Annotated in this window: 18 protein-coding genes and 2 CRISPR repeat arrays; of the genes, 11 read left to right on the forward strand and 7 right to left on the reverse strand. The window is 68.3% G+C overall.

The features are described from left to right. Positions 1-128: 128 nt before the first annotated feature. Positions 129-1,163, forward strand: a complete 1,035-nt coding sequence (locus tag ACFWBF_RS22705) for a hypothetical protein (protein ID WP_385604779.1) — start codon at positions 129-131, stop codon at positions 1,161-1,163. A 566-nt stretch (positions 1,164-1,729) separates the two neighbouring features. Here ACFWBF_RS22705 and ACFWBF_RS22710 read toward each other — a convergent pair. Both ACFWBF_RS22710 and ACFWBF_RS22715 read right to left on the reverse strand, forming a co-directional pair. Further along, complete coding sequence (locus tag ACFWBF_RS22710; protein WP_385604781.1) at positions 1,730-2,641, reverse strand: hypothetical protein; 912 nt, start codon at positions 2,639-2,641, stop codon at positions 1,730-1,732. Continuing rightward, entirely contained in the window at positions 2,607-3,263 is a 657-nt protein-coding gene (locus ACFWBF_RS22715; protein ID WP_385604784.1) for a hypothetical protein, read from the reverse strand. Before ACFWBF_RS22715 ends, ACFWBF_RS22710 begins: the two co-directional genes overlap by 35 nt. Positions 3,264-4,114: 851 nt before the next feature. Continuing rightward, positions 4,115-4,393: direct repeats of the CRISPR family, unit length 29 nt; unit sequence GGGAACATCCCCGCGGGCGCGGGGAGCAG. Between the two features lie 566 nt (positions 4,394-4,959). Between ACFWBF_RS22715 and ACFWBF_RS22720 the strand changes: the two genes are divergently transcribed. The 10 genes from ACFWBF_RS22720 (at position 4,960) to ACFWBF_RS22765 (ending at position 16,352) form a co-directional block, all read left to right on the forward strand. Further along, positions 4,960-5,181: a hypothetical protein gene (locus ACFWBF_RS22720; protein WP_385604787.1), complete on the forward strand. Its 222-nt coding sequence runs from the start codon at positions 4,960-4,962 to the stop codon at positions 5,179-5,181. A gap of 135 nt (positions 5,182-5,316) precedes the next feature. Then, positions 5,317-9,840 carry a type I-E CRISPR-associated protein Cse1/CasA gene (gene casA, locus ACFWBF_RS22725; RefSeq protein ID WP_385604790.1) on the forward strand — a complete coding sequence of 1,508 codons (4,524 nt, stop codon included), beginning with the start codon at positions 5,317-5,319 and terminating at the stop codon, positions 9,838-9,840. Further along, complete coding sequence (gene casB, locus ACFWBF_RS22730) at positions 9,837-10,583, forward strand: type I-E CRISPR-associated protein Cse2/CasB (RefSeq protein ID WP_385604794.1); 747 nt, start codon at positions 9,837-9,839, stop codon at positions 10,581-10,583. Before casA ends, casB begins: the two co-directional genes overlap by 4 nt. Further along, positions 10,580-11,800, forward strand: a complete 1,221-nt coding sequence (gene cas7e / locus ACFWBF_RS22735) for a type I-E CRISPR-associated protein Cas7/Cse4/CasC (protein WP_385604797.1) — start codon at positions 10,580-10,582, stop codon at positions 11,798-11,800. The genes casB and cas7e overlap by 4 nt, the downstream gene beginning before the upstream one ends. After that, positions 11,797-12,570 carry a type I-E CRISPR-associated protein Cas5/CasD gene (gene cas5e, locus ACFWBF_RS22740; RefSeq protein ID WP_385604800.1) on the forward strand — a complete coding sequence of 258 codons (774 nt, stop codon included), beginning with the start codon at positions 11,797-11,799 and terminating at the stop codon, positions 12,568-12,570. The genes cas7e and cas5e overlap by 4 nt, the downstream gene beginning before the upstream one ends. Beyond that, a complete protein-coding gene (cas6e, locus tag ACFWBF_RS22745; RefSeq protein ID WP_385604802.1) occupies positions 12,570-13,274 on the forward strand; it encodes a type I-E CRISPR-associated protein Cas6/Cse3/CasE in 705 nt (234 codons plus the stop codon). Before cas5e ends, cas6e begins: the two co-directional genes overlap by 1 nt. Before the next feature lie 3 nt (positions 13,275-13,277). Further along, positions 13,278-14,228: a type I-E CRISPR-associated endonuclease Cas1e gene (gene cas1e / locus ACFWBF_RS22750; protein ID WP_385604805.1), complete on the forward strand. Its 951-nt coding sequence runs from the start codon at positions 13,278-13,280 to the stop codon at positions 14,226-14,228. Beyond that, positions 14,225-14,572 carry a type I-E CRISPR-associated endoribonuclease Cas2e gene (cas2e, locus tag ACFWBF_RS22755; protein ID WP_385604808.1) on the forward strand — a complete coding sequence of 116 codons (348 nt, stop codon included), beginning with the start codon at positions 14,225-14,227 and terminating at the stop codon, positions 14,570-14,572. Before cas1e ends, cas2e begins: the two co-directional genes overlap by 4 nt. A gap of 82 nt (positions 14,573-14,654) precedes the next feature. Then, a CRISPR array of direct repeats spans positions 14,655-14,867; the repeat unit is 30 nt; unit sequence CCTGCTCCCCGCGCCCGCGGGGATGAACCC. 103 nt (positions 14,868-14,970) lie between these two features. Continuing rightward, a complete protein-coding gene (locus tag ACFWBF_RS22760; RefSeq protein ID WP_385604811.1) occupies positions 14,971-15,477 on the forward strand; it encodes a SigE family RNA polymerase sigma factor in 507 nt (168 codons plus the stop codon). A 71-nt stretch (positions 15,478-15,548) separates the two neighbouring features. Then, on the forward strand, positions 15,549-16,352 hold the full coding sequence (locus ACFWBF_RS22765; protein ID WP_385604814.1) for a hypothetical protein: 804 nt from the start codon (positions 15,549-15,551) through the stop codon (positions 16,350-16,352). 149 nt (positions 16,353-16,501) lie between these two features. Here ACFWBF_RS22765 and ACFWBF_RS22770 read toward each other — a convergent pair whose 3' ends face one another. From ACFWBF_RS22770 to ACFWBF_RS22790, 5 genes are all read right to left on the reverse strand, one after another. Continuing rightward, a complete protein-coding gene (locus ACFWBF_RS22770) occupies positions 16,502-17,149 on the reverse strand; it encodes a dihydrofolate reductase family protein (protein ID WP_385604817.1) in 648 nt (215 codons plus the stop codon). Between the two features lie 264 nt (positions 17,150-17,413). Continuing rightward, a complete protein-coding gene (locus ACFWBF_RS22775) occupies positions 17,414-18,811 on the reverse strand; it encodes an MFS transporter (RefSeq protein WP_385604831.1) in 1,398 nt (465 codons plus the stop codon). A gap of 31 nt (positions 18,812-18,842) precedes the next feature. Then, the gene (locus ACFWBF_RS22780) at positions 18,843-20,444 is read right to left on the reverse strand and encodes a glycoside hydrolase family 15 protein (RefSeq protein ID WP_385604820.1); all 1,602 of its coding nucleotides are present in this window, start codon (positions 20,442-20,444) and stop codon (positions 18,843-18,845) included. 561 nt (positions 20,445-21,005) lie between these two features. After that, positions 21,006-21,353 (reverse strand): hypothetical protein, encoded by a 348-nt coding sequence (locus ACFWBF_RS22785; protein WP_385604823.1) that lies wholly within the window; start codon positions 21,351-21,353, stop codon positions 21,006-21,008. Positions 21,354-21,706: 353 nt separating this feature from the next. After that, positions 21,707-22,194: hypothetical protein (locus ACFWBF_RS22790; protein WP_385604826.1), on the reverse strand; the 488-nt coding region annotated here is incomplete at its 5' end.

Raw genomic sequence — 22,194 nt, forward strand, 5'->3', positions numbered from 1 at the left:
CCCACCGCACGCGGTGGGGCCCAGACTTTTGTCCGCGGACAAAAGTCTGGGCAAGCCCAGGGTGCTGTGCGTCGGGTGCAGGAGGGGTGCCCGGTCGCCTCGCGAACCGGCTGTCTAGGGTCTTGTGCATGACGAGGACGACACCGCCGCGCCCGCTCGACGTCGAGGCGCTGTTCCCGGAACTGGCCGCGCACCGCGGCACGACCACCCGCCTCCACCCGCGTCCGGGCACCCCGGACGCGTCGCAGAGCTCGGTCGGCGGGCCGATGCTGTGGCCGGCGGACGAGCCGTGGCCGCTCTGCAGGGAAGCCCACGGCCGAGGCCGCGGACGGCGTATCGAGGACATCCGCCACGAGCGGCAGATCTGGGCGGCCGCGCGGGGGAGAGCGTCGCACGAGGGGCTCACCGAGGACGAGCGACAGCTCATGGAGACGCTGGGCCGCACGCACCGCGCGCCGGAGATGAGCGACACCGATCCGCTGCCCATGCTCGGCGTCGCCCAGTTCTACCGGCGCGACCTCCCCGACCTGCCGGCCGGGCCGGACGGATGTGACCTGCTCCAGCTGTTCTGGTGCCCCTTCGACGCCCACGGCCTCACCCGCTACGACATGCTGCTCCACCTGCACTGGCGCAACTCGGCGGAGGCCGGCGACGTACTGGCCGAGCCTCCGCAGCCGCCGGTGGTCGGCTACGCCGGGTACGTGCCCGAGCCGTGCGTGCTGCACCCGGAGCAGGTGGCCACATACCCCTTCGCCGGGCTGCTGCCCAATGAGTTGTGCGCCCGGATCGATGCCTGGGAGGAAGCCCTGGAAGAGGCGGCCGAGGAGGAGGGCGACCACGACAGCGCCGCCGAGCCGCCCGGCTACCAATACGACCTGTCGATCCCGCCCGGCTGGCGCGTCGGCGGCTTCGCTTCCTGGCACCGTACCGATCCGTCCCCGATGGACTGCCGCGCCTGCGGGACGCCGATGCACCTCCTGCTGACCGTCGACACGTCCGAGTGGGACGGCGGCAGCCAGAGCTGGGCCCCCGTCGAGGAACAAGGCCTGCCCGCGCGCGTGGCCGCCGAACCCACGGCAGTCGTCGTGGGCAACCACGGCGAACTCAACGTCTTCGCCTGCCCCACCGACCCCGGACACCCGCACCGCTGGAGCATTCAGTAGGGCTGTGGGGACTCCAGACTTTTGTCCGCGGACAAAAGTCTGGAGTCCCCACAGGGGGATCTGAGAGGCAAGGGGAAAGGGACGGTGCAGAGGGCGTCGTACTTGCTGATGACCGCCCTGAGTTCGCGGGCGGTCCGGGGTGACATGGCCAGCAGCACGCGGTCGAGGAGTGCACGGCCTTCCAGAGGGTTGCCGCAGCAGTACCAGTGGACGTTGCCCCACTCGCAGTCGTCCCACAACGCACGCCTGGGGCTGCGAACGTACTGCTGCCACCGGTCCAGAGCCAGGACCACGTCTCCCGGCTGTAGATGGTTGCGCGCGTGTTCGAGGTGGGTGATCTCCGATACCGCACGCGCGGAGAGACCGTTGATGCCCGGCCTTGCATCGTCTGTCCGGTGCCGTCGCAGGAAGGCAGTCCGGAGGTGTCCTGGCCGTCTACGCGGCATGGACCTTTCTGATGATCGTCATGCGGCAGATGCTGCCACGACTTCGCACGACGAGGGGCAGACTTTTGTCCGCGGACAAAAGTCTGCCCCCGACGGAGCGCCCTCTTCGGCGTCAGCTGTTCAGCCTCCGCGTGGGAGTTCCTCCACTGTCCATGGCCGGCTGATGCTCCCGTCGGGTTCCAGTCCGTACCTCGTCAGCTGCTTCCACCACAGCTCGTCCTGATGTGTCTCGGCCAGCACCCCCAGACCGGCGGGCTCCCCGGCGTCGATGGCTTGCAGGGCGAGCCGTTGGGCCCGCTCGCGATCGCCCGCCCTGGTACGCATCCAGGCCAGGCCGCGCAGCGCGGTGGGGTCTCCGGCGGCGGCAGCTTGCAGGTAGAGCTGCTCGGCTGCTTCCAGGTCTCCCTCCCGATCACGGACCCAGGCCCAGTGCCCAAGGGTGTTGGGGTGTCCGGCGTCGGCGGCCAGTCGTAGCTGGCGTTCGGCTCCCTCCCGGTCCCCGACCTCGTGGCTCAACGAGCCCAGCCTCCACAAGGCGTCGGGGTGCCCGGCCTCATCGGCCCTCAGGTACAGCCGGGCGGCGTGGCGCAGCCGCCAGCGGCGATGAGCCGCCGCTCCTAGGGCGAGGAGGTCGTCCGCGCGGGAGGTGTGACGGATCGCGGCGTCCCAGAACGAGGCGGGCGCCACGTGGAGACCACGGTGGGTCCGGGCGTGCTGTTCCAGGTAGTCGGCGAGCCGGTAGGAGGGATCGGCTGGAGCCTCGTCGCCTGGACGGGCGCGGATGTGAGTGAGGGGGCCGGAAGCGCCGTAGAGGGGGTGGGTCGTGTACTTCAGGGACCGCTCCAGCCAGTCCACGCCGGCCTGGTCCCACTGCAGATCCGTCATGTACCCGGGGGCGGCCGCTTCCAGCAGGGACAGGGGCAGGCGTGGTCCGTGGCCCAGGCGGCGGGCGTCCATCGCCGCCTCGATCAGGGCCCGGGATGCGGGCGGGGCGTTGTCATACCGGTCGACGAGGGCGGGAGCGCCGGCCAAGATCGGCCAGCGCCTGGGGCCCGAACACCTCGGGCACGGTGAGGGCGTGCCCGGTCACCAGAGCCCGAGCCTGAGGGTGCGGATCTACGGAGCCTGCGTCCGGGGGAGTGGTGAGGGTGGTCCAGTACTCGGGCCAGAGGGTGCCCAGTACGAGGACCGGGGCGCGCTCGCCGTCGTCCAGCAGGGTGCGCAGTTTCGCGGCGACCTGCTCCCCGAGCCCACCGCCGGGCGGCAGGTAGTGCTGCGTTTCGTTCAGCCACACCACCGTATGCGGCCCAACGCCGTCCAGGCCGGCCAAGACCGCCTCGGCGCGGCCGGGGTCGATGGGATGCCACAGCCGCCATGGCTCTGGCAGTGCCTGGATCGCCTCCCAGCAGGCCCGGGTCTTCCCCGTCGAGGAGCCGCCGACCAGTGCCACCATCCGGCTCGAGCCGTTGACGGCGTCCTGGACGCGGGCGCGGAGCTGCCGGTCGTGCTGCCGCTCGATGTAGACCGGCAGCTCCGGCAGCTCCGGCCCGCCGCTCGCCGGCTCGATGCGGATGGCCCGGTGGACCTCCAGCGCGTACGGGTTGGTGAGCTCGGCGACGGGCCGGCCCACGGGGTGTGAGTTGGCAGGCAGCACGGGCGACTCCTGCCCGCCAAGGAGGTAGTTGTTGGTGATGCGCAGGTCCCTGGCGGCCTGGTTGACCTGCCCGTGGTCAGCCGCTTCCGCGACTTGCCGAACGCGCGGGTCACTGTCAGGCCGCGGCTTGCCCGAAAAATGCCTGACCCGCCTCAGGCGTGCGCCTTCATCGCCGGCGTCATGGCCCGGCCCCGGTCGCCCGTCGGCGTCAGGGGCTCCTGGCTCGAGATCCGCCGCTGCCACCCGATCGTGATGCGCCCGCTGCCACAGTGCGACGGCTGCCGCCCGCGCCGGCTTCCAGGTGGCCGTCGCCAGGGCAGCCGCCACCAGCACTAACTCGCCCACCACGACTCCCTCTCCCGAAATACGGTTCAACCCTCCCCATCCCGAGGGGACGTACCGCACAGTCTCCGACACCCTCGGCACCCGCCCACCCGGTTCGCGAGACCGCCAGGAGGCCAGACGCTGAGGTCCCGACTTTTGTCCGCGGACAAAAGTCGGGACCTGCATCAGGAGGATGTTCGGGAGGCGACGAGAGCAGACACCCCCTGTTGTCGAGTCTGCCTCTGCCCCTGTCTGTCACACCTCCGGCACAAGCTGGAGCAAGATGTCGGCGACCCGATCTTCGTCTGCCGACAGCGCCTGGGCTTCCGCCGCCCCGGTAGGCGATCAGGGTGGGACCGCCGTTGGGCTCCGAGTGCATCCTCGCGAAGGCGGGACACCAGTAACGAGGACGCTTTGATCGCGGAGACGGGGGGACTGGCGAACAAGTCCGGCGAGTTCCCGAGCCCGCCGGGCACGTAGGGGTGCGGGGAGCAGCGGTCGTCCAGCCACCCGGGCAGGCACATCCCGGGAACATCCACGCGGGTGTGGGGAGCAGATCCCGATGATCGGGGAGGGCGCGGCTAACCGGGGAACATCCACATCCCCGCGGGCGCGGGGAGCAGACATGAGCGTTCCGCAACTCAAGACCCGGATCGGGAACATCCCCGCGGGCGCGGGGAGCAGCGCACCCATCGTGGCGGCAGCACGCTCCGCTGGGGAACATCCCCGCGGGCGCGGGGAGCAGATGATGAACTCCGCTACCAGCCACTTGCGGTAGGGAACATCCCCGCGGGCGCGGGGAGCAGTCTTCCTGAGCTGCGAGTTTATGCCGGCTACGCCTTGTATTGATGCACTTCCATTGAAACGGTCATTAGGGAGATAGCGGGGCATGGCTAATCGCCGCGTGTGGACCGCGGGGGCCCCAGCGCGCGCACTTGCCGGTCGTTGCATGGCGTTTCGCTGTGCATGACCGACTCCTCTGGGTACGGTTCTCTCCCAAGCGCCGCCTATTGGCGGCGACGGCAGTCTCGAGCTGTTCCCTGCTTTCGGTGGGGATGACCCCTGTGCGTGCTCAGCGCGCTTGCTTGTCGCGTCCTTGCTCCCCGCCTCCGCGGGGATGATCTGCACCTCATCAGAGGGTGCTCACCCCTCTGACATAACTGTGCTTGTTCAGCTCGCTTAAAGCGACCAAGTGCCTTCAATGAGCTGGTACTTGAGCAAGGGGAGCTCGTGTAGTGTGCGCCACCTGACGGTGCCTCAGGAGGCTTGTGGTGCCCGTCAACACGCCTGCGCGCACTCCCGCGCAGGCCGAGCCCGCCGGTCCGCCAAGACAAAAACGGGCTCGACCCCGATCCGCAGAAAGGACCTGCGCATGTCTGAAGTATTACCCCCGGCGAACTCCTTGGTCACCGGGCAGCAGTCACAGTCGTGGCTGCTGCCCGTATCTGTTGTCACCGCGGCACTCATGGGGGGTGCGGGCTCACAGATGGCGATCGATGCCTGCATCCGCCTTGGCGCCGTGATCGCCATCGTCGTGATCGTGCTGGTCGTCGTTGTGCGCGCTTCACCCACACGGGTGAACCCGGCGAAATGACCTTCCTAGCACGTTTGCTGCCCTGATCATGAGCGGGCTCCCCACTGTTTCCGGGTGAGCGCTGGGGAGCCCGCTCTCCGGGTGGGAACAGCGTTCCCACCGGTTCGTGAACACTGCGGTCCTGGGGGGATCGAGATGCATCATGCCGCAGCGCACTGGAGCGCTGGGCTTACACCAGCGGCACGCACGGTGTGGGCCAAGCATGACCAGAAAGCTGGAAAGTGGCTCCAATTGTGGAGGCACATGGCCGACTCAGCCGCAATGGCAGGACGGCTCTGGGACGGATGGACCCCCCACAATGTGCGCAGGCTCGTTGCGGAGAGCCTCCCCGGCGGGGAGGACGACGCAAGGCTCCTCGTAGTGTGGCTGGCGGCAATCCACGATATCGGCAAGGCCACTCCGGCCTTTGCCTGTCAGGTTGATCATCTTGCCGATGCCATGCGGGCGGCTGGGCTGGAGATGCCGACGCTGAAGCAGTTCGGGGATGCACGCAAGCGCGCCCCGCACGGGCTGGTCGGCCAGGTCATTCTGGAAGAGTGGCTGGAGCGGCACGGTTGGTCTCCACGAGCAGCCATGGCCTTCGCAGTACCTGTAGGCGGCCACCACGGTGTACCCCCGGGGCATGACCAGTTCCCCTACCTCCACCAGCACACCGAGCTCGTGCGTACCCCCGGCCAGAGCGAGCAGCTGTGGCAGGCGGTCCAGACAGAACTGCTCGATGCATGCGCTGCGGCTTACGACGTCGAGAATCGTCTGCCGCATTGGCGAACCGTCAAACTGCCTCAGCCCGTTCAGGTCGTGCTGTCTGCCCTCGTCATCCTTGCGGACTGGATCGCCAGCAATTCGGACCTCTTCCTGCTCTTCCCCGAGGATCAGCCTCGCGGAGATGTCGAGCGGATCGAGTCCGCATGGCGTGGCATTGAACTGCCGCCGCCCTGGTGCTCCCCGGCGGTGACGGAGACCGCGCAGAGCCTCTTCGAAACGCGGTTCAAACTCTCCCAGAGCCGCCCCTTGCAGGACGAAGCCGTTCGCCTTGCGCGCGAGGCAAGCACTCCTGGCCTGATGATCATCGAGGCGCCGATGGGGGAGGGAAAGACCGAGGCTGCGCTCGCTGTGGCAGAGGTCTTGGCCTCGCGTACACGTGCCGGCGGCTGCTTCGTCGCGTTGCCCACCCGCGCGACGGCCAATGCCATGTACGGACGCATGCGCAACTGGCTCAAGCACCTGCCAGGGGACGGGGCCAGGACCGTGTCCCTGGCTCACTCCAAGGCGTTCCTCAACGACGACTTCGCCCGCGACATGCGTGCCGGTGCCCGCACGATTGCAGCGGTCGACCTCGATGGGGCGACCGACTCAGTTCGGTCCGACCGGACCGACCAGTGCGCCGCCTCGTCCGAGTTGGTGGCGCATCAATGGCTGCGTGGTCGTAAGAAGGGCATGCTGGCGCCTTTCGTCGTCGGAACGATTGACCAGCTGCTCTTTGCTGGGCTCAAGAGCCGCCATCTTGCGCTGAGACACCTCGCCCTGGCGGGCAAGATCGTCGTCATCGACGAGGTTCACGCTTACGACGCCTACATGAACGAGTACCTCGAGTGCGTCCTCTCCTGGCTCGGCGAGTACAGGGTGCCCGTGATCATGCTGTCGGCGACCTTGCCTGCCGCCCGGCGCCAGGCACTCGCCCTGGCATACGTCGGCAGGTCGGATGACCGATACGAATTGGCGGAGACCAATTCCTACCCGTTGATCAGCGTGATCTCTGCGGAGCAGGACACGACTCTCAGTTCTCCCGCGGCAGCCGCTGACCGGCGTTGCAAGATCAGCATGGAGCAGCTGGACGACGAGCTTGGGACCCTCGCGGACCGTTTGGAGAGTGAACTCGCCGAAGGCGGCTGTGCGCTGGTGGTCCGCAACACCGTCGACCGCGTCCTGAGGGCAGCGGACGTCTTGCGAGAACGCTTTGGACCGGACGCGGTTACCGTGGCCCACTCCCGGTTCATCGACCTGGACCGGGCACGCAAGGACGACGACCTCGTTGCCCGGTTCGGGCCTCGTGGCAGGCGTCCGACCGGCCCGCACATCGTCGTCGCCAGCCAGGTGGCGGAACAGTCACTCGACATCGACTTCGATCTTCTGGTGACCGATCTCGCGCCCGTGGACCTGGTGCTGCAGCGTATGGGACGCCTGCACCGGCATCGCCGAGGCGAGAGTCAGTGCGAACGCCCGGTAAGGCTGCGCGCACCCAGGTGCCTGATCACCGGCGTCGACTGGAGCCTGGAACCGCCGGCCCCAGCGGGAGGTTCGGCCGCCGTGTACGGACGGCACGCCCTGATGCGTTCCCTGGCCGTTCTGCGCCCGCATTGGGCCGGCCGCCCTGTTGTTCTGCCCGACGACATCAGCCCGCTCGTGCAGAGCGCTTACGCACAATCGACACCCGGCGTACCCGAAAGCTGGGCACAGATCATGGAGAGCGCGCTCGCCGAACACGAGCACGCCATGGCAAAGCAGCGCAGGGAGGCGCAAGCCTTTCGGATCGACGAGGTCCGCAAACCCGGTCGCTCCCTCGTGGGGTGGATCGACGCGGGCGTCGGTGATGCCGACGACACCCGATCAGGCCGAGCCCAAGTCAGGGACAGTGAGGAATCCCTCGAGGTACTCGTTGTTCAGCGCCGCAGTGACGGAACGTACGCCACCCTGCCGTGGCTGGACCGCGGGCTGGGAGGGCTCGAACTCCCCACCGATGCCGTGCCGCCACCCCGCGCAGCCCGAGCTGTCGCTGCCAGCGCCATGCGGCTCCCGTACCACTTTTGTAAACCGTGGCTCATCGACCGCGTGATCGACGAGCTGGAGCAGTTCTGCCCCCAAGCCTGGCAGGGCAAGGAGAGTCACACGTTGGCCGGGGAGCTATTCCTCGTGCTCGACGAGGATTGTCAGACCAGCCTGGCAGGCTTCGACCTTCATTACAGCGAGACCGACGGTTTGGAGGTCACTCCGGCCGGTGCCAAGGATGTGAAGTTGGTGAAAGGCGTGCCCGGTTTTGACCTCGTCTCTCGTCCCTGGCTGCCCGTGCAGTTACGTGACGGATCAGCAGTTGACCTCTCCTTGAAGGAGGTCTTTGCGCGTGCGGCCGACATCCGGCGCCTCGTGGGCGACGTCCCCACCCAGGAGTTCGCACTGATGCGTCTCCTCTTGGCCATCCTGCACGATGCGGTCGACGGCCCTGAGGACATCGATGCCTGGCAGGAGCTCAGCGAGAGCCCGCAGCCGTTGGCTTCAGTCGCCTCCTATCTTGACCGCCATCGAGAGCGATTCGACCTCCTGCATCCCACCCAGCCGTTCTTCCAGGTGGCCGACCTGCGCACCCAGAAGGACGAGGTGGCGTCCCTCAATCGCCTAGTAGCCGACGTGCCGAACGGCGATCCTTTCTTCACGATGCGCCAGCCCGGCGTCGAGCGACTTTCCTTCGCAGAGGCAGCCCGATGGCTCGTCCACGCACACGCCTTCGACACGTCCGGGATCAAGTCCGGCGCCGTGGGCGATCCCAGGGTCAAGGGCGGCAAAGGCTACCCGCAGGGCGTGGGTTGGGCCGGAAACCTCGGCGGAGTGTTCGCGGAGGGAGACGACCTCCAGCAGACTCTCCTCCTCAACCTCGTCGCCTCCGACGCCTACGCACTCACCATCGACAAGGACGACCGGCCTGCCTGGCGCCGGAAGCAGTGCGGCCCGGACGTGCAGAGCGACCTGGCCTCCAGGCCCACCGGCCCCCGCGACCTCTACACATGGCAGTCCCGCCGTATCCGCCTGCACCACGACACGCAAGCCGTACACGGTGTAGTGCTTTCCTACGGAGATCCTCTCCCGGTGCCCGACACCCACCGGCGCGAACCGATGAGTGGCTGGCGCCGCAGCATCCCCCAGGAGAAGAAGCTCGGGCGTCCGCTCGTCTACATGCCTCGCCAGCACGATCCCGCCTGCTCCGCCTGGCGCAGCCTCGCTTCCCTCCTCATCTCCAACACGGAGGAACAGAGCGTTCAGCGCGGCGAGCCCGCTAAGTACCTGCGGGCCGGAGTCCTCAAGTGGATTGCCGAACTCACCCATGAGCGGCTGCTGCCCCGCGACCTGCTCATCCGCCCCCGCCTGATCAGCGCGGTCTACGGCACACAGCAGTCCGTCATCGACGAGGTCGTCGACGACGGGTTCGCCATGTCCGTGGCCCTCCTGCATGAGCGCGACCAGAGGTACGCGAAGGAGGCCATCGGGGCGGTTGAGGACAGCACCAAGGCAGTCAATGCACTGGGAGACCTCGCCGCCGACCTGGCTAAGACCGCCCGACGGCTCACCGAAGCACCGAGCGCAACGGCACGCGACCTGGGCTTCGGCTCACTCGATGGCCCCTACCGGCAGTGGCTCGCCAGCCTTGACAGCTCGGAAGAACCTGCCGAGGCCCGCGCAGCCTGGCAGCGGACGGCGTACTGGATCGTCCGCGACGCCGCAGCGGGGCTCCTGGCCGACGCAGATGAGACCGGCTGGCTGGACAACGCCGGATCCGAACGCCTCTTCCAATCAAGGCTTGGCAACGCCCTCCCCCTCCGGCACGCCGCCCAACCCGACACAGACGCACACGGGAAAGAGACCGACCTCAGCAAGGAGCCACTGCAATGACCGACCCAGCGCCGCAGATTCCGGCGCCCGCCTCGCCATCAGAGCCACGACTGAGCCAGGCCCAAGTTGCCGTGGCAGCCCAGGGACTCGGACGGCTGGGCCAGTCCGTGGCCCAGCGCATCCGGACTCTTCAGCAGGACTACAGCCACGACAGTTCTCAGGCCGTCCAGGCACTTGCGCGTCTGCGCAGGGGAATCGGCCGCCAGGCGAACGAGATGCCGGACCTCTGGGGTCTGCTGGGCATCGAGCAGTTCTATGCCGCCCAGCCGGACGGCCACCGCATCAGCGAAGCAGAAGCCCTGCGCGCCGAACGCGCCGCGCACGTCGCCGTGACCCTGTGGGCCCTGCACCAGCAGTCCAATCGGACCAAGCGGATGCACGTGGCCGACGGAGCCTCACTGGGGACGGCTGTACGGCGCCTGATGACCGGCACAGACTCTGACGAGCCGATCCGCAAGCGGCTGCTGCGAGCCGGGACCGCGACGACGTTCGACGTCCTCGCCCGAAGGCTTCGTGAACTGGTCGTGCTCCTGCGCAAGGCCGACATCCCGCTCGACTACGGCCTGCTCGCCGAACACCTGGACCGATGGCAGAAGCCCGGCGGCCCGAGCCAAGTCCGCCAGGCGTGGGGCCGCAGCTTTCACGCGTACCGCCCCTCGGCCGACGCCGGCCGACTGGAAAGCGACGTACCCGAAGGCCCCGAAACCGTCGCCAGCACGAACGAGACGAAGGACCACACATGAGCCGCACCATCCTCGACGTCCACATCCTGCAGACGGTCCCGCCGAGCAACATCAATCGTGACGACACAGGCTCCCCCAAGAGCGCCGTCTACGGAGGCGTGCGCCGCTCCAGGGTTTCCAGTCAGGCCTGGAAGAAGGCCACCCGCAACGCGTTCGACCTACTGCTGGACCCTTCCGAACTCGGAGTGCGCACGAAGAAGGTGGTGGACGCTCTCACTGAGCGAATCATTGCGCGCGAGGAGTCGCTGACGCCGGAGGAGGTGTGGCCCATGGCAGCCGAGATCATCCAGGCGGCCACAGGGGCAAAGATCGAGGCCAGCAGCCGCAAGACCGCTAGCAAGGGGAACGCCAAGGGCGACGCGGCAGAAGAGGCCGCCGAAGCACAAGCCCCTCAGTCCTCCTACCTGCTCTTCCTCAGTGCTCGGCAACTGGACGGGCTCGCTGAGCTGGCGATCGAGGGCATCGCCAAGAAGGCAGAGCCCAAGGTGTTCGTAAAGGGACCCGGAGTCAAGGCGCGGGCGAAGCAGACAGCAGCCACCCGGCACTCGGTCGACATCGCGCTGTTCGGCCGCATGGTCGCCGACACCACCGACATCAACGTCGATGCCGCTGCCCAGGTCGCCCACGCCCTGAGCGTGCACCCCGTGGACATGGAAACGGACTACTTCACCGCGGTCGATGACCAGAACAGCGATGCTGAATCAGGCGCAGGCATGATCGGCACGATCGACTTCAACTCCGCCACCCTTTACCGATACGCAGCCGTCGACGTGGACCTGCTGACCAAGAACCTCGACGCCGGACTCACTGACGGCGAACGCACCGGAGAGCCCGTCCGCCGCGCAGTCGAGGCCTTCGTCGAGGCCTTCGCCCTTTCGATGCCCACCGGCAAGTTGAACACCTTCGGCAACCAGACGCTCCCGGACGCCGTAATCGTCAAACTGCGCTCTGCCCGCCCCATCAGCTTCGTCGGCGCCTTCGAGAACCCGGTCGCCCAGGACACCACGGACGGTCACGTCCGTGCCGCCTGCCACGCCCTGGCAGAACACATCCCAGCGGTCGAGGACGCCTTCGGCGCCCCGGCCGACCACACCTGGATCGTGCGCGTCGGCAAGCAGACCCAGGACCTCGCGCCCCTCGGTGACCAGGTCAACCTGCGGGAACTCGTCACCAAAGTGGGCGAGGCCGTGGCAGACCGTCTGGGGAAGCGTGGATGAGCGTCCTGACCCTACGCCTGGCTGGCCCCCTTCAGTCATGGGGGTCCTCCGCTCGGTTCGCCCGTCGCACCACTGAGACAGCCCCCACGAAAAGCGGCGTCGTCGGCATGCTCGCCGCCGCACTCGGCCGGGACCGCACCTGCGACCTGTCCGACCTCACTGCACTTTCCTTCGCCGTGCGCATCGACCAAGCCGGCACCCGTCTGCGCGACTTCCAGACAGCCCACCACGCCGACACCGAAAAGGCGATGCCGGTCTCGGAGCGCTTCTACCTGGCCGACGCTGTTTTCGTAGCGGCGGTCGCCGGCGACGACGAACTGATTCACTCCATGCACGACGCCGTACAAAGCCCCGTCTATCTTCCCTATCTCGGCCGACGGTCCTGCCCGCCGCAGGGGCCGATCGATCTGGGGATCAGGGACGGGGACGACCCGGCAGCCGTCCTGCGACGCGAGACGTGGCAGGCCGCCGAATGGCATCAGAAACGGCACTGGAGAGAGGCCTTCGCTTCCCTGCCGGTCCTGGCCGAATCAGTCGCCGGAGGACCGCTCGGAGCTACCCTCAGGGACCAGCCGCTCAGCTTCCACCCTAGCCACCGCCGCTACGCGCTGCGCAACGTCGTGTCGTCCTCGGTCGCCGTGCCAAACCCGCACTTTCGGGCCGACGAGCGGCCAAAGCGCGGAGCGAGGCCATCCGTACCCGTACCCCGCCACGCTCCTGAAGCGCTGCTCACACCGTTGCCCACGCAGTCCCCGCTGGACGGTCACTGATGTACTTGACCCGATTCCGAATCAACACCGCCCGCCTCAGCGCCCGCCACCTGCTCGCATCACCACAGCACCTGCATGCCGCGGTGATGTCGTCATTTGCCGGGGCGCTGCCCAGTGAGGGCAACGGCTCGCGGATCCTGTGGCGCCTGGACCGCAACTCCCGGGCGGAAGTCCTGCTCTTCATCGTCAGCGAGGACCGCCCTGATCTCACCCACCTCGTGGAGCAAGCCGGCTGGCCCACCACTGCCTCCTGGCAGACATACGATTACACGGCCTTCCTCGACGGACTCACCGCCGGCAGCACCTGGGCTTTCCGCCTCACAGCGAATCCCGTCCACAACGTGCGCCGCACGCCTGAGGAACCCCTCAAGCGGACCGCACACCGCACGCCCCGCCACCAGATGGGCTGGCTGCTCACCCACCAGGAAAACGCAGGTTTCCGGATCCTGGAAACCCCGGCAGACCGGCGCCGCCTGGCACAGGGGGACGAGCACCAGCTGACGGTCCGGGATGAGCAACGCCACCGCTTCGGCAAGACGGAAATGGCCACAGGGAAAGCCAATCGGGTACCGCTGGTGACGGTCACGTTCGACGGCCGGCTGGAGGTCACCGACCCTGCCGCCCTCCGACGCACTCTCACGCTGGGGCTGGGCAAGGCGAAAGCGTACGGCTGCGGCCTGATGACACTTGCCCAGGCGGGGTGAGCGATGACCACGGTGGCTCAACGCCGGGCATCATCCCCACGTGAACTCACACGCGTCGCCGAGCGGATCTCCTTCATCTACCTGGAGCGATGCACCATCCATCGCGACGCCAACGCCATCACGGCCGAGGACGCCGACGGCACCACCCACATCCCCTCCGCCACGATCGGAACACTTCTGCTCGGCCCCGGGACGCGTATCACCCACCAGGCAATGAGCGTTCTCGCCGAGAGCGGCGCGGCGGTGGCCTGGGTCGGCGAGCACGGCGTGCGTTACTACGCCGGCGGCCGAGCACTCAGCCGCTCCGCGGCCCTCCTCGAGGCTCAGGCAACCCGCTGGGCCAACCGCCGCACCCGGCTGGAAGTGGCCCGCGCGATGTACCAGTTGAGGTTCCCCGACGAAGACCCTTCGGGGCTCACCCGGCACGAACTGCTGGGCCATGAAGGCCGCCGCGTCAAGGACTGCTATCGCCGGCAAGCCGACCGCACCGGTGTCCCCTGGCACGGACGGCACTACCTCCCTGGAGACTTCACCGCAGGCGACGCCCCCAACCAGGCCGTCACCGCCGCCGCGCAGTGCATGTACGGCGTCGCCCACGCGGTCGTGGCCGCGCTCGGCTGCGCCACCGGCCTCGGCTTCGTCCACTCCGGACACGAACTGTCCTTCGTGCTCGACGTGGCCGACCTCTACAAAACGGAGATCGGCATCCCCGTTGCCTTCGAAGTAGCCGCCGAGAGCGATCAGGACATCGGCTCTCGTACCCGCCGTGCCCTGCGCGACAGAATCAACAAGACCCAACTACTCGACCGCTGCGTGGACGACATCAAACTCCTGCTGCTTCCCGACGGCACCACCGCATCCGGATCAGAGGGAGAAGACCGGGTCACGCTCCAGTCAGACCGTGAGGTTGCCGTCGCCGCCGGGCGCAACTACTCCGGCGAGGTGACCTGGTGACTGTCATCGTTCTCACCCAGTGCCCGGTCGGCCTGCGAGGCTTTCTGACCCGCTGGCTCCTGGAGATTTCGCCGGGCGTCTTCATCGGAGGCCCATCGGCGCGCATCAGGGCGACGCTGTGGGAGGAGGTGAAGCAGTACGCAGGCAACGGCCGTGCCCTCCTGGCCTACAACACCGACAGCGAACAGGGATTTGCCTTCGAGACGCACGACCACAAGTGGCACCCGATCGACTGCGAGGGCATCACGCTGATCCACCGCCCCAGCGACCGCGCGGCACAGCCACCCCCGACCAGCCAAGGCTGGAGCAAGGCAGCCAAGCGGCGACGCTTCGGAAACCGCTAGAGGATGACTAATCCCTTTTGTCGGAATCTCCGCAAGTGCTCGAAAGCGAGCATCATCCTGTAAGGATCCGCAGGTCACGGAGCCTGCTCCCCGCGCCCGCGGGGATGAACCCCGCGGAATCCGGCGGCCAGAAGAGTCCGTACACTGCTCCCCGCGCCCGCGGGGATGAACCCGAGCCGAGGCCGTCTTCGACCTGGTCCCGGTCCTGCTCCCCGCGCCCGCGGGGATGAACCCTCCTGCTGGTTCATGCGCATTTGGAGGCTGGCCTGCTCCCCGCGCCCGCGGGAATGTCGGTGGTGGAGGAGAAAGAGCTCCCACCCCCGCGACATCCTGACGTCTCACGTAGTCATGAGGGGTATGCACGGGGATCACAGAACAAGAGAACAGGCGGGGACCGAGTGAAACCAGCACAGGAGGATGAGTACCTGGAGTTCGTGGCCGCGAGGGCAAAGGCGCTCTACCGCTCGGCGTACACACTCGCGGCCGGCGACACGCATCTTGCCGAGGACCTGGTCCAGGAAACCCTCAGCCGGTTGTACGTGCACTGGAAGCGGGTGGCCGGAGCGGACAGCCCGGCGGCCTACGCCCAGACGGTGCTGGTCCGCACCTTCCTCAGCCTGCGGCGTCGGCGAAGCACCGGCGAGCGCCCGATCGGGAACATGCCCGACAGCCCGGAGTCCGGCCCCGATGCCGCACTGCGACTCACCCTGCTGAACGCGCTCGGCCAACTGCCGCCCCGCGACCGCGCGGTGCTGCTGCTGCGCTACTGGGAGGGCCACACCATCGAGGAGACCGCCCAGATGCTCAGGCTGAGCAGCAGCGCGGTCCGCTCGCAGGGCACCCGGGCGCTCGGCAGGCTGCGTGCGCTGCTCGGCGACAGCCTGTCCGATCTGGTTCCGCAGTGAGCACCGGTGCACGCAGGTCCATGTCCATGCCGCCGCAACGCCCCCATCAGCGAAAGAGAAGTGATGCCACCATGCCGTTCGAAGCAGACCTCGCACATGCCCTGGACCGTACGACGGACTCCCTCGAACCCGACCTCACCGCGCTCCTGAGCGGAGCCGTCCAGCGCGGGCGCAACCGCCGGCGTCGGCGCAGCGCCGGCATCATCGCCGGGGTCGGCGCCTGCGCCGTGATCGCGGCAGCCGGCCTGGTGATCCCCGGCGCGCTCGCCGGGCTCCGCTCCGCAGGCTCCGACATCGAGACGGTGGCGCTGGCGATGCCCCGTTCCGCGATCACCGACACCCAGATGATCCAGGCCCTGGAGACGACGTTCCCCGGGGGCCGGTTCAGCCAGGAGACCGGGCAGAGCAACAACCCCTCGGATCCGTCCGGCGGCTACGTCGCCAACGGTGGGCTGGTCCTCGACGACGGGCACGGCGCCGCCTTCGTCGGTGTCTCGGCCGTGCGGCTCAAGCTGCCGCTGAGGGACGGCGACGGGCTGAGCTGCGAGCGGACCCCCGCGCGTGCCAAAGGCGACACCTGCACGCTGAGCGAGCTGCCGAGCAGTGCCGCGGTTCCCGGCGGGGCCGTGGTGATGTCGGAGAAGAACGCGGCCGAGCAGCCGGCCCGGGCGGACACCGCTCACCGCTGGACGGTGACGGTGACCCTGAAGTCGACCGGCGCGCAGCTTCAGATGGTGCAGTGGAACAGCACCGGCGGCGGCAGCGGCGCTGACACACCGAAGCCGACCCGTACCGCTCCCCCCCTCTCCGAGCAGCAGGTGGTGGCCGCACTCACCGGTGCCACCTGGGCGCCGATCCTCGGCGCTGTCGGCTGAACCGTAGCGACACCGAAGGGGGTTGTACCTACTCACTGACGAAAACCTGCGCCGCACTGACATCTACTCGTCTGAGGCGCGACTCGACAACCCGCCTCAGGGCAGCCCCGGCAGGCAGCACAGCTGCCCGGGGCTGCCCTGAGGGCCGGTCACTTTCGCCAGAACAGGTGGTGCGTCACCCCGCTCGGGCTGGGAACGATCTCCAGGTGGAACCGGTCGAGCAGCTCATCGGGGGACTCCCAGAGTCGTACTCCGGACCCGAACTTCACCGGCGAGACCGCCACGTGCATGGTGTCGACGAGGTCGGCGTCGAGGAACTGCCGGATGGTGGTGGCCCCGCCGCCGAGTCGGACGTCCTTGCCCTGCGCCGCCTCCCGGGCCTGCTCGAGGACCGTGGCAGGGTCGCCATCGACGAAGTGGAACGTGGTGTCGGAAAGCGTGAGCGAAGGACGCTTGTGGTGGGTCAGGACGAATACGGGGGTGTGGAACGGGGGCTCGTCACCCCACCAGCCCTGCCATTCATGGTCCTGCCAGGGCCCGCGCTGGGGACCGAACTTGTTGCGGCCCATGATCTCGGCGCCGATGTTGCGCGCGTAGTCCCGCGTGAGGTAGTCGTCCAGGCCACGGCTCCCCCCGGGGTCGGTGCGCATGGGCCAGCTCGCCGTGGCACCGGCCCATGCGAACAGCTTCTCCGGCTCGACATGACCGAACGGCCTCTCGAGGGTCTGGTCCTCACCGGCACCGATGCCGTCACTCGAGACGTTGAAGTTCTGGACTCTCAATAGCTGCTGAGCCACGCGTTCCTCCTGTGATGGGGCGATAACAGTGATGAGACTCTCCGGGCCAGGCAAACTCATCGCTACCTCCCCGACGTTCTCGTGTTGATCCGGCCGTTCCGTTGGTCGTCGATGGCGGCCCCGAGTATGAGGAGCGAAACAGCCGCCCTTCTGGAGTGGCGCGTCGTCGTACGCGAGCGTGCTCTCCCGCAGGCTTGGTGGCCGGACGGTAGGGAGACCGGCCCAGTCAGGCCGCCGTCCTCGGAGAGGCGATCTCTGCCTCACTCATCGCCGGCCGGGCTCGGTGCGTCTTGTTGGCCGGTGGGGGCGAGGGCGGGTGGCGGGTGGCGGGTGGCGGGGGAGGAGTACGGCTGCGGTGAGGCCGAGGAGTCCGACGGCTGCCAGGGTGATCATGGCGGCGGCGTAGGCGTGGCTGGTGAGGCCGGCGACGAGGATGGTGCCGGCGACCGCGGTGCCGAGGGAGGAGCCGAGGTTGGAGACGCTGCGGGACAGGCCGGAGATCTCGCCCTGCTGCTCCTCGGCGAAGCTCGACTGGACGATGTTGACGGAGGGGGTGAGCATCACACCCAGGCCGAGGCCGATGAGGAGAAGTCCGGGCGCGAAGGCCCAGGGGCTGGGTGAGCCGCCGACCACCACGGTCAGGACGACGATGCCGGCGATCGTGGTGACGAATCCCGTGAGGATGAGGGTGCGCTGGGCATGACGCTTGGCGAGGCGTTCGGCTGCGAGGGAGGAGACGAGGATTCCGAGGGTGGCCGCCGTGAAGATCACTCCGGTCTGGATCGCGTCGTATCCGCGGACGACCTGCAGATACGAGGCGACGGTGAAGGACACCCCCATCAGGAGCAGCCACTGGGCGTTCTGGGTGATGAGTCCGAGGTTGGAGGTGCGCATGCGGAACAGGCTGGTGGAGAGCAGTGGTTCCTTGCCGGCGCGTTCCCGGGCACGGACCCAGCGGAAGAAGGCGGCCAGGAAGAACGCGCCGAGGGCGAGGAGGGCGAGCATCAGCCAGCCGTTGTTGTCGGCGGCCAGGATTCCGGTGACGACCAGGACGAGGCCGACGGCGGACAGGAGGGTGCCGACGGTGTCGAAGGGGCGGGTCGGGTCCGGCGGGAGGGGGTCCTCGATGTGGCGGCTGAGGACGATGATCACGACGATCACCAGGGCCTGGAACACGAAGGCGGCCCGCCAGCTGAGGGCCGAGGTGATGAGTCCGCCGATGAGCGGGCCGGCGGCGGCGCCGATGCCTCCGAGCGCCATGATCGTCCCGAATGCGCGGGCGCGTGAGGTCGTGTCGGTGAAGAGCAGTGTGGTGAGGATGTAGACGGGCGGGATGAGGAGGGCGGTGCCGACGCCTTCGAGGATCGAGTTGCCCAGGATGAGGACGCCCAGGCTTGGTGCGGCGGCGCTGAGCAGTGCGCCGACGCCGTAGACGACGAGGCCGGTGAGCAGGCACCGTTTGCGGCCGTAGCGGTCGGTCAGTTTGCCGCCGGGGATCATCAGGGCGGCCATCACCAGCAGGAAGATGGTGATCGCGACCTGGACGCCCTGGACGGTGGTGTCGAGGTCCTCGCTGATGTCGTTGATCATCACGTTCATGTTCGAGCCGGCGAAGCTGCAGATGAACTGGGCGAGGGCGAGCGGGGCGATGACCCGCCGCATGCCGCCTGGCGTCCGCGCGGTCGGGGCGGCGTCACTCACCGGCGCCACCGCGTTCTGCCTTGTCGAGGTGCTCGTCGAGGGCGACGGCCGCGGCGACCAGCGCGAGGTGAGTGAATGCCTGGGGGAAGTTGCCGAGCCGTTCGCCGGACGGGCCGATTTCCTCGGCGAACAGGCCGACGTGGTTGGCGTAGGTCAGCATCTTGTCGAAGGCGTAGCGGGCCTGGTGCAGGCGGCCCGAGCGGGCCAGGGCCTCGACGTAGAGGAAGCTGCAGAGGTTGAAGGTGCCCTCGGAGCCGCGCAAACCGTCCGGGGAGGCCTCGGGGTTGTAGCGGTAGACGAGGCTGTCGCTGACCAGCTCCCGCTCCATGGCGTCACGGGTGCTGAGCCAGGCCGGGTCGGTGGGCGAGAGGAATCCGACGCGGGGCATGAGCAGGAGCGAGGCGTCCAGGACATCCGTGGCGTAGTGCTGGACGAAGGCCTGCCGCTGTTCGTTCCAGCCGCGTTCGACGATCTGCCGGAAGACGGCGTCGCGCTCCTGCGCCCAGCGGGCGGTGTCGGCGGGCCGGGAGTGGAGGGTGGCGAGTTTGATGCCGCGGTCGAAGGCGACCCAGGTCATCAGGCGGCTGTGGGTGAATTCCTGTTGCCCGCCGCGGGTCTCCCAGATGCCTTCGTCGGGCCGGTCCCAGTGGTCGGCGAGCCAGTCCAGTACGTCGGCGAACGCCTTCCAGCCGCGGATTTCTCCCATCTCTCCGGCCTGGGCCAAGGCGTCGGCGGCCTCGCCGTAGATGTCGAGCTGGATCTGGTCGGCGGCTGCGTTGCCCGCCCGTACCGGGGCCGAACCCTCGTAGCCCTCCAGGTGGTCCAGGACTTCCTCGGTCAGGTGGGGGTGCCCGTCGATCCGGTACATGATCTGGAGGGGCTCGCCTGAGGTGGTGCCGCCGGCCTCCAGGCGATCGCGCAGCCATCGGCGGAATGCTGCGGCCTCTTGGGTGAACCCGAGGTCGGACAGTGCCCTGACAGCCAGGGAGGAGTCACGGATCCAGGTGTAGCGGTAGTCCCAGTTGCGTTCGCCACCGACCTGCTCGGGCAGCCCCATGGTGGCGGCGGCGATGGGAGCGCCGGTGGGGGCGTAGGTGAGCAGTTTGAGGGTGATCGCGGAGCGGTTGACGATGTCGGGCCACCGGCCGCGGTAGGTGGAGGAGCGCAACCATCCGTGCCAGAACGTCCGGCACGCCTCCAGCTCCGCCGGGATGTCTTCGGGTGCCAGCTCCGCCGGGGCGGCGGCGCCGCTCGCATCGGAGGTCAGGACCACGGCGGCGTTCATGCCCGGCGGTGAGGGTGCAGCGGGCGGTGAGGTCGTCGTCATCGGGTCGCCCGGCGCCATGAAACGGGTCACCAGGACGGCGGTGTCGGAGAGATTGAGCTGGCGGACCACCGGCTCCGATCCGTCGGGCAAATGGGCGGACAGCCGGCAGTGGCCTCCGCGTTCGCTGTCCAGCAGCGAAGCGAATTCGCTGGGCGAATCGAACCGCGGCGTGCACCACCAGTTGATCGGCCCGTCGGAGGACACCAACGCGGCGGTCTGGAGGTCACCGACCATCCCGTGATCGGCGATCGCCGGGCAGGCGCTCATAAGAATCTCCCGTCGTCCGTTGAAGCCGTGGCGGCGTCCGACGCCGGGACGGGAACATCAGGGTGCGCCCCCGGGAAACATCCGGTCCCCAACACACGTCCTCGCGCCCCGAGACGGGACCCGCCTATCCGGTCGGGCCATCACCCAGCCAAAGAGATGCGACTCCGACAGCGCCTACACCAAGACATGGCCCGTCATGTCCTCGGGCGCATTCTGCCGCGAGATTTCCGGCCCAGCCGGATGACGCGCGGTGACCGCACGGGTGACTGGCGCAGGGCAGTGAGCTCCGGGCCGTACGGGCCGTCTGCCGCTCGGAGGGCTCCACCTCGGGCGACCGTTTCGGGACACCCGCCGGAGACTTCCGATCATGGAGGGGACGGACGAGTCGAAGCGCGCCGCGGCAGTGGCCCGCGGCCGTACGGCACCGCGCGACCGCGACGGAGCTACGGCAGGAGGCAGCTCTCCGCGAGGCGATGAGCTCGAGCGCCCCCGGCTGTTTCCGGTCCCCAAAAGGCCAGGCCGGGGGCGGGGGCGCCCTCCGGCACCGGGCCCTGGAACCGGTCAGTGGACGACGGTGAAGCTGCGCCACGGCAGGCTGCCGGGGGCGGTCACGTTCGAGGTGGAGGTCGCGACGTAGATTCCGTCGGCTTCGTCGGTCTTCTGGCACCCCGGCGTCCGGTACAGGACGACGTCGACCAGGGTGTTGTTCTCCACGTGGGCTGCGCCGCGCGGGAGGCCGACCTTGTGGCAGCCCTGCACGGGGGTGTTCGAGTACGTGACCACGACCGGGGAGTCGTGGGCGCGGAAGCTGAGCGTGCCCACGGTGGTCCTGTCGGCCGAGCAGGCCGTGGCCGTGAGCAGCAGCAGTGCCGCCCCGGTGATAACGCCGATGTGCCGGAGGTGGGACATGGTTTCGGTCCTCGTCTGTCCAGTGATGGCTGCCCTTGACCGCAGCCTGGCGTGCCGCACGCCGGAAGGCATCCGCTGCGCACCCGGCGGGATGACGGCCAAAGGAGAAAGAATGCCCCGCGGCGCGGTGCCCGCCACCGTGGGCCTGCTGCCGGGGCAGCCGGATTCGCCCCCTGGGCCACCGCCGTCACGCAGCTGCGCAAGACCAAGACGGTGTCGCGCCCCGGCTGCGGCAGGTGTTCGCCCTCGCGGGCCTGCTGAGACCACCACCTCAGCGACCACCAGGGCCGCGCCCCGTTCTCCGGCGTCCGCCCGGGCCGGACGCAGAGGAGAATCTGCGGCGCCTCGACAGGTCATCCCATCTGCGCCTTGATGTGGTCGAGAACCTCGTTGAACTCCTTCGTCGGCGAGAAATCGACGTACTCGCAGTCCTCAAGGGCTTCCGGCGCATGCCCTGGCGACCAGTAGAACGCCTGCCCGGCTTCGTAGATCTCGTCCTCGCCAGGCGTCCGCATCTTCAGCCGTCCCTTGAGCAGGTACCCCCAGTGAGGGCACTGGCACAGGTCGCCCGGCAAACCCGTGAGGGCCGGCGCCATGTCCGTGCCCTTGGGAAACCGCACGAACGCGGCGGACATGTCGCCTCCGACTTCCTGGAGGCGCAGTTCCACACCGCCGCCTTCGATCACGACAGGGGCCTCGGTTCTCGTCGTCGCCGTCATGGTTGCCTCCTCGTGGGAGTTCGTCCTGAGCCCAGCAAAGGAAACGTAAAACGTCGGCCCCTTCAGGCTAAGGCTTGTCCCGTAACTGCTGGTCACAGGTGAGATGATCTTGGTGTGGCTGG

Origin of the sequence: Streptomyces sp. NPDC060028 (assembly GCF_042736725.1) — a bacterium.
GTDB lineage: Bacteria > Actinomycetota > Actinomycetes > Streptomycetales > Streptomycetaceae > Streptomyces.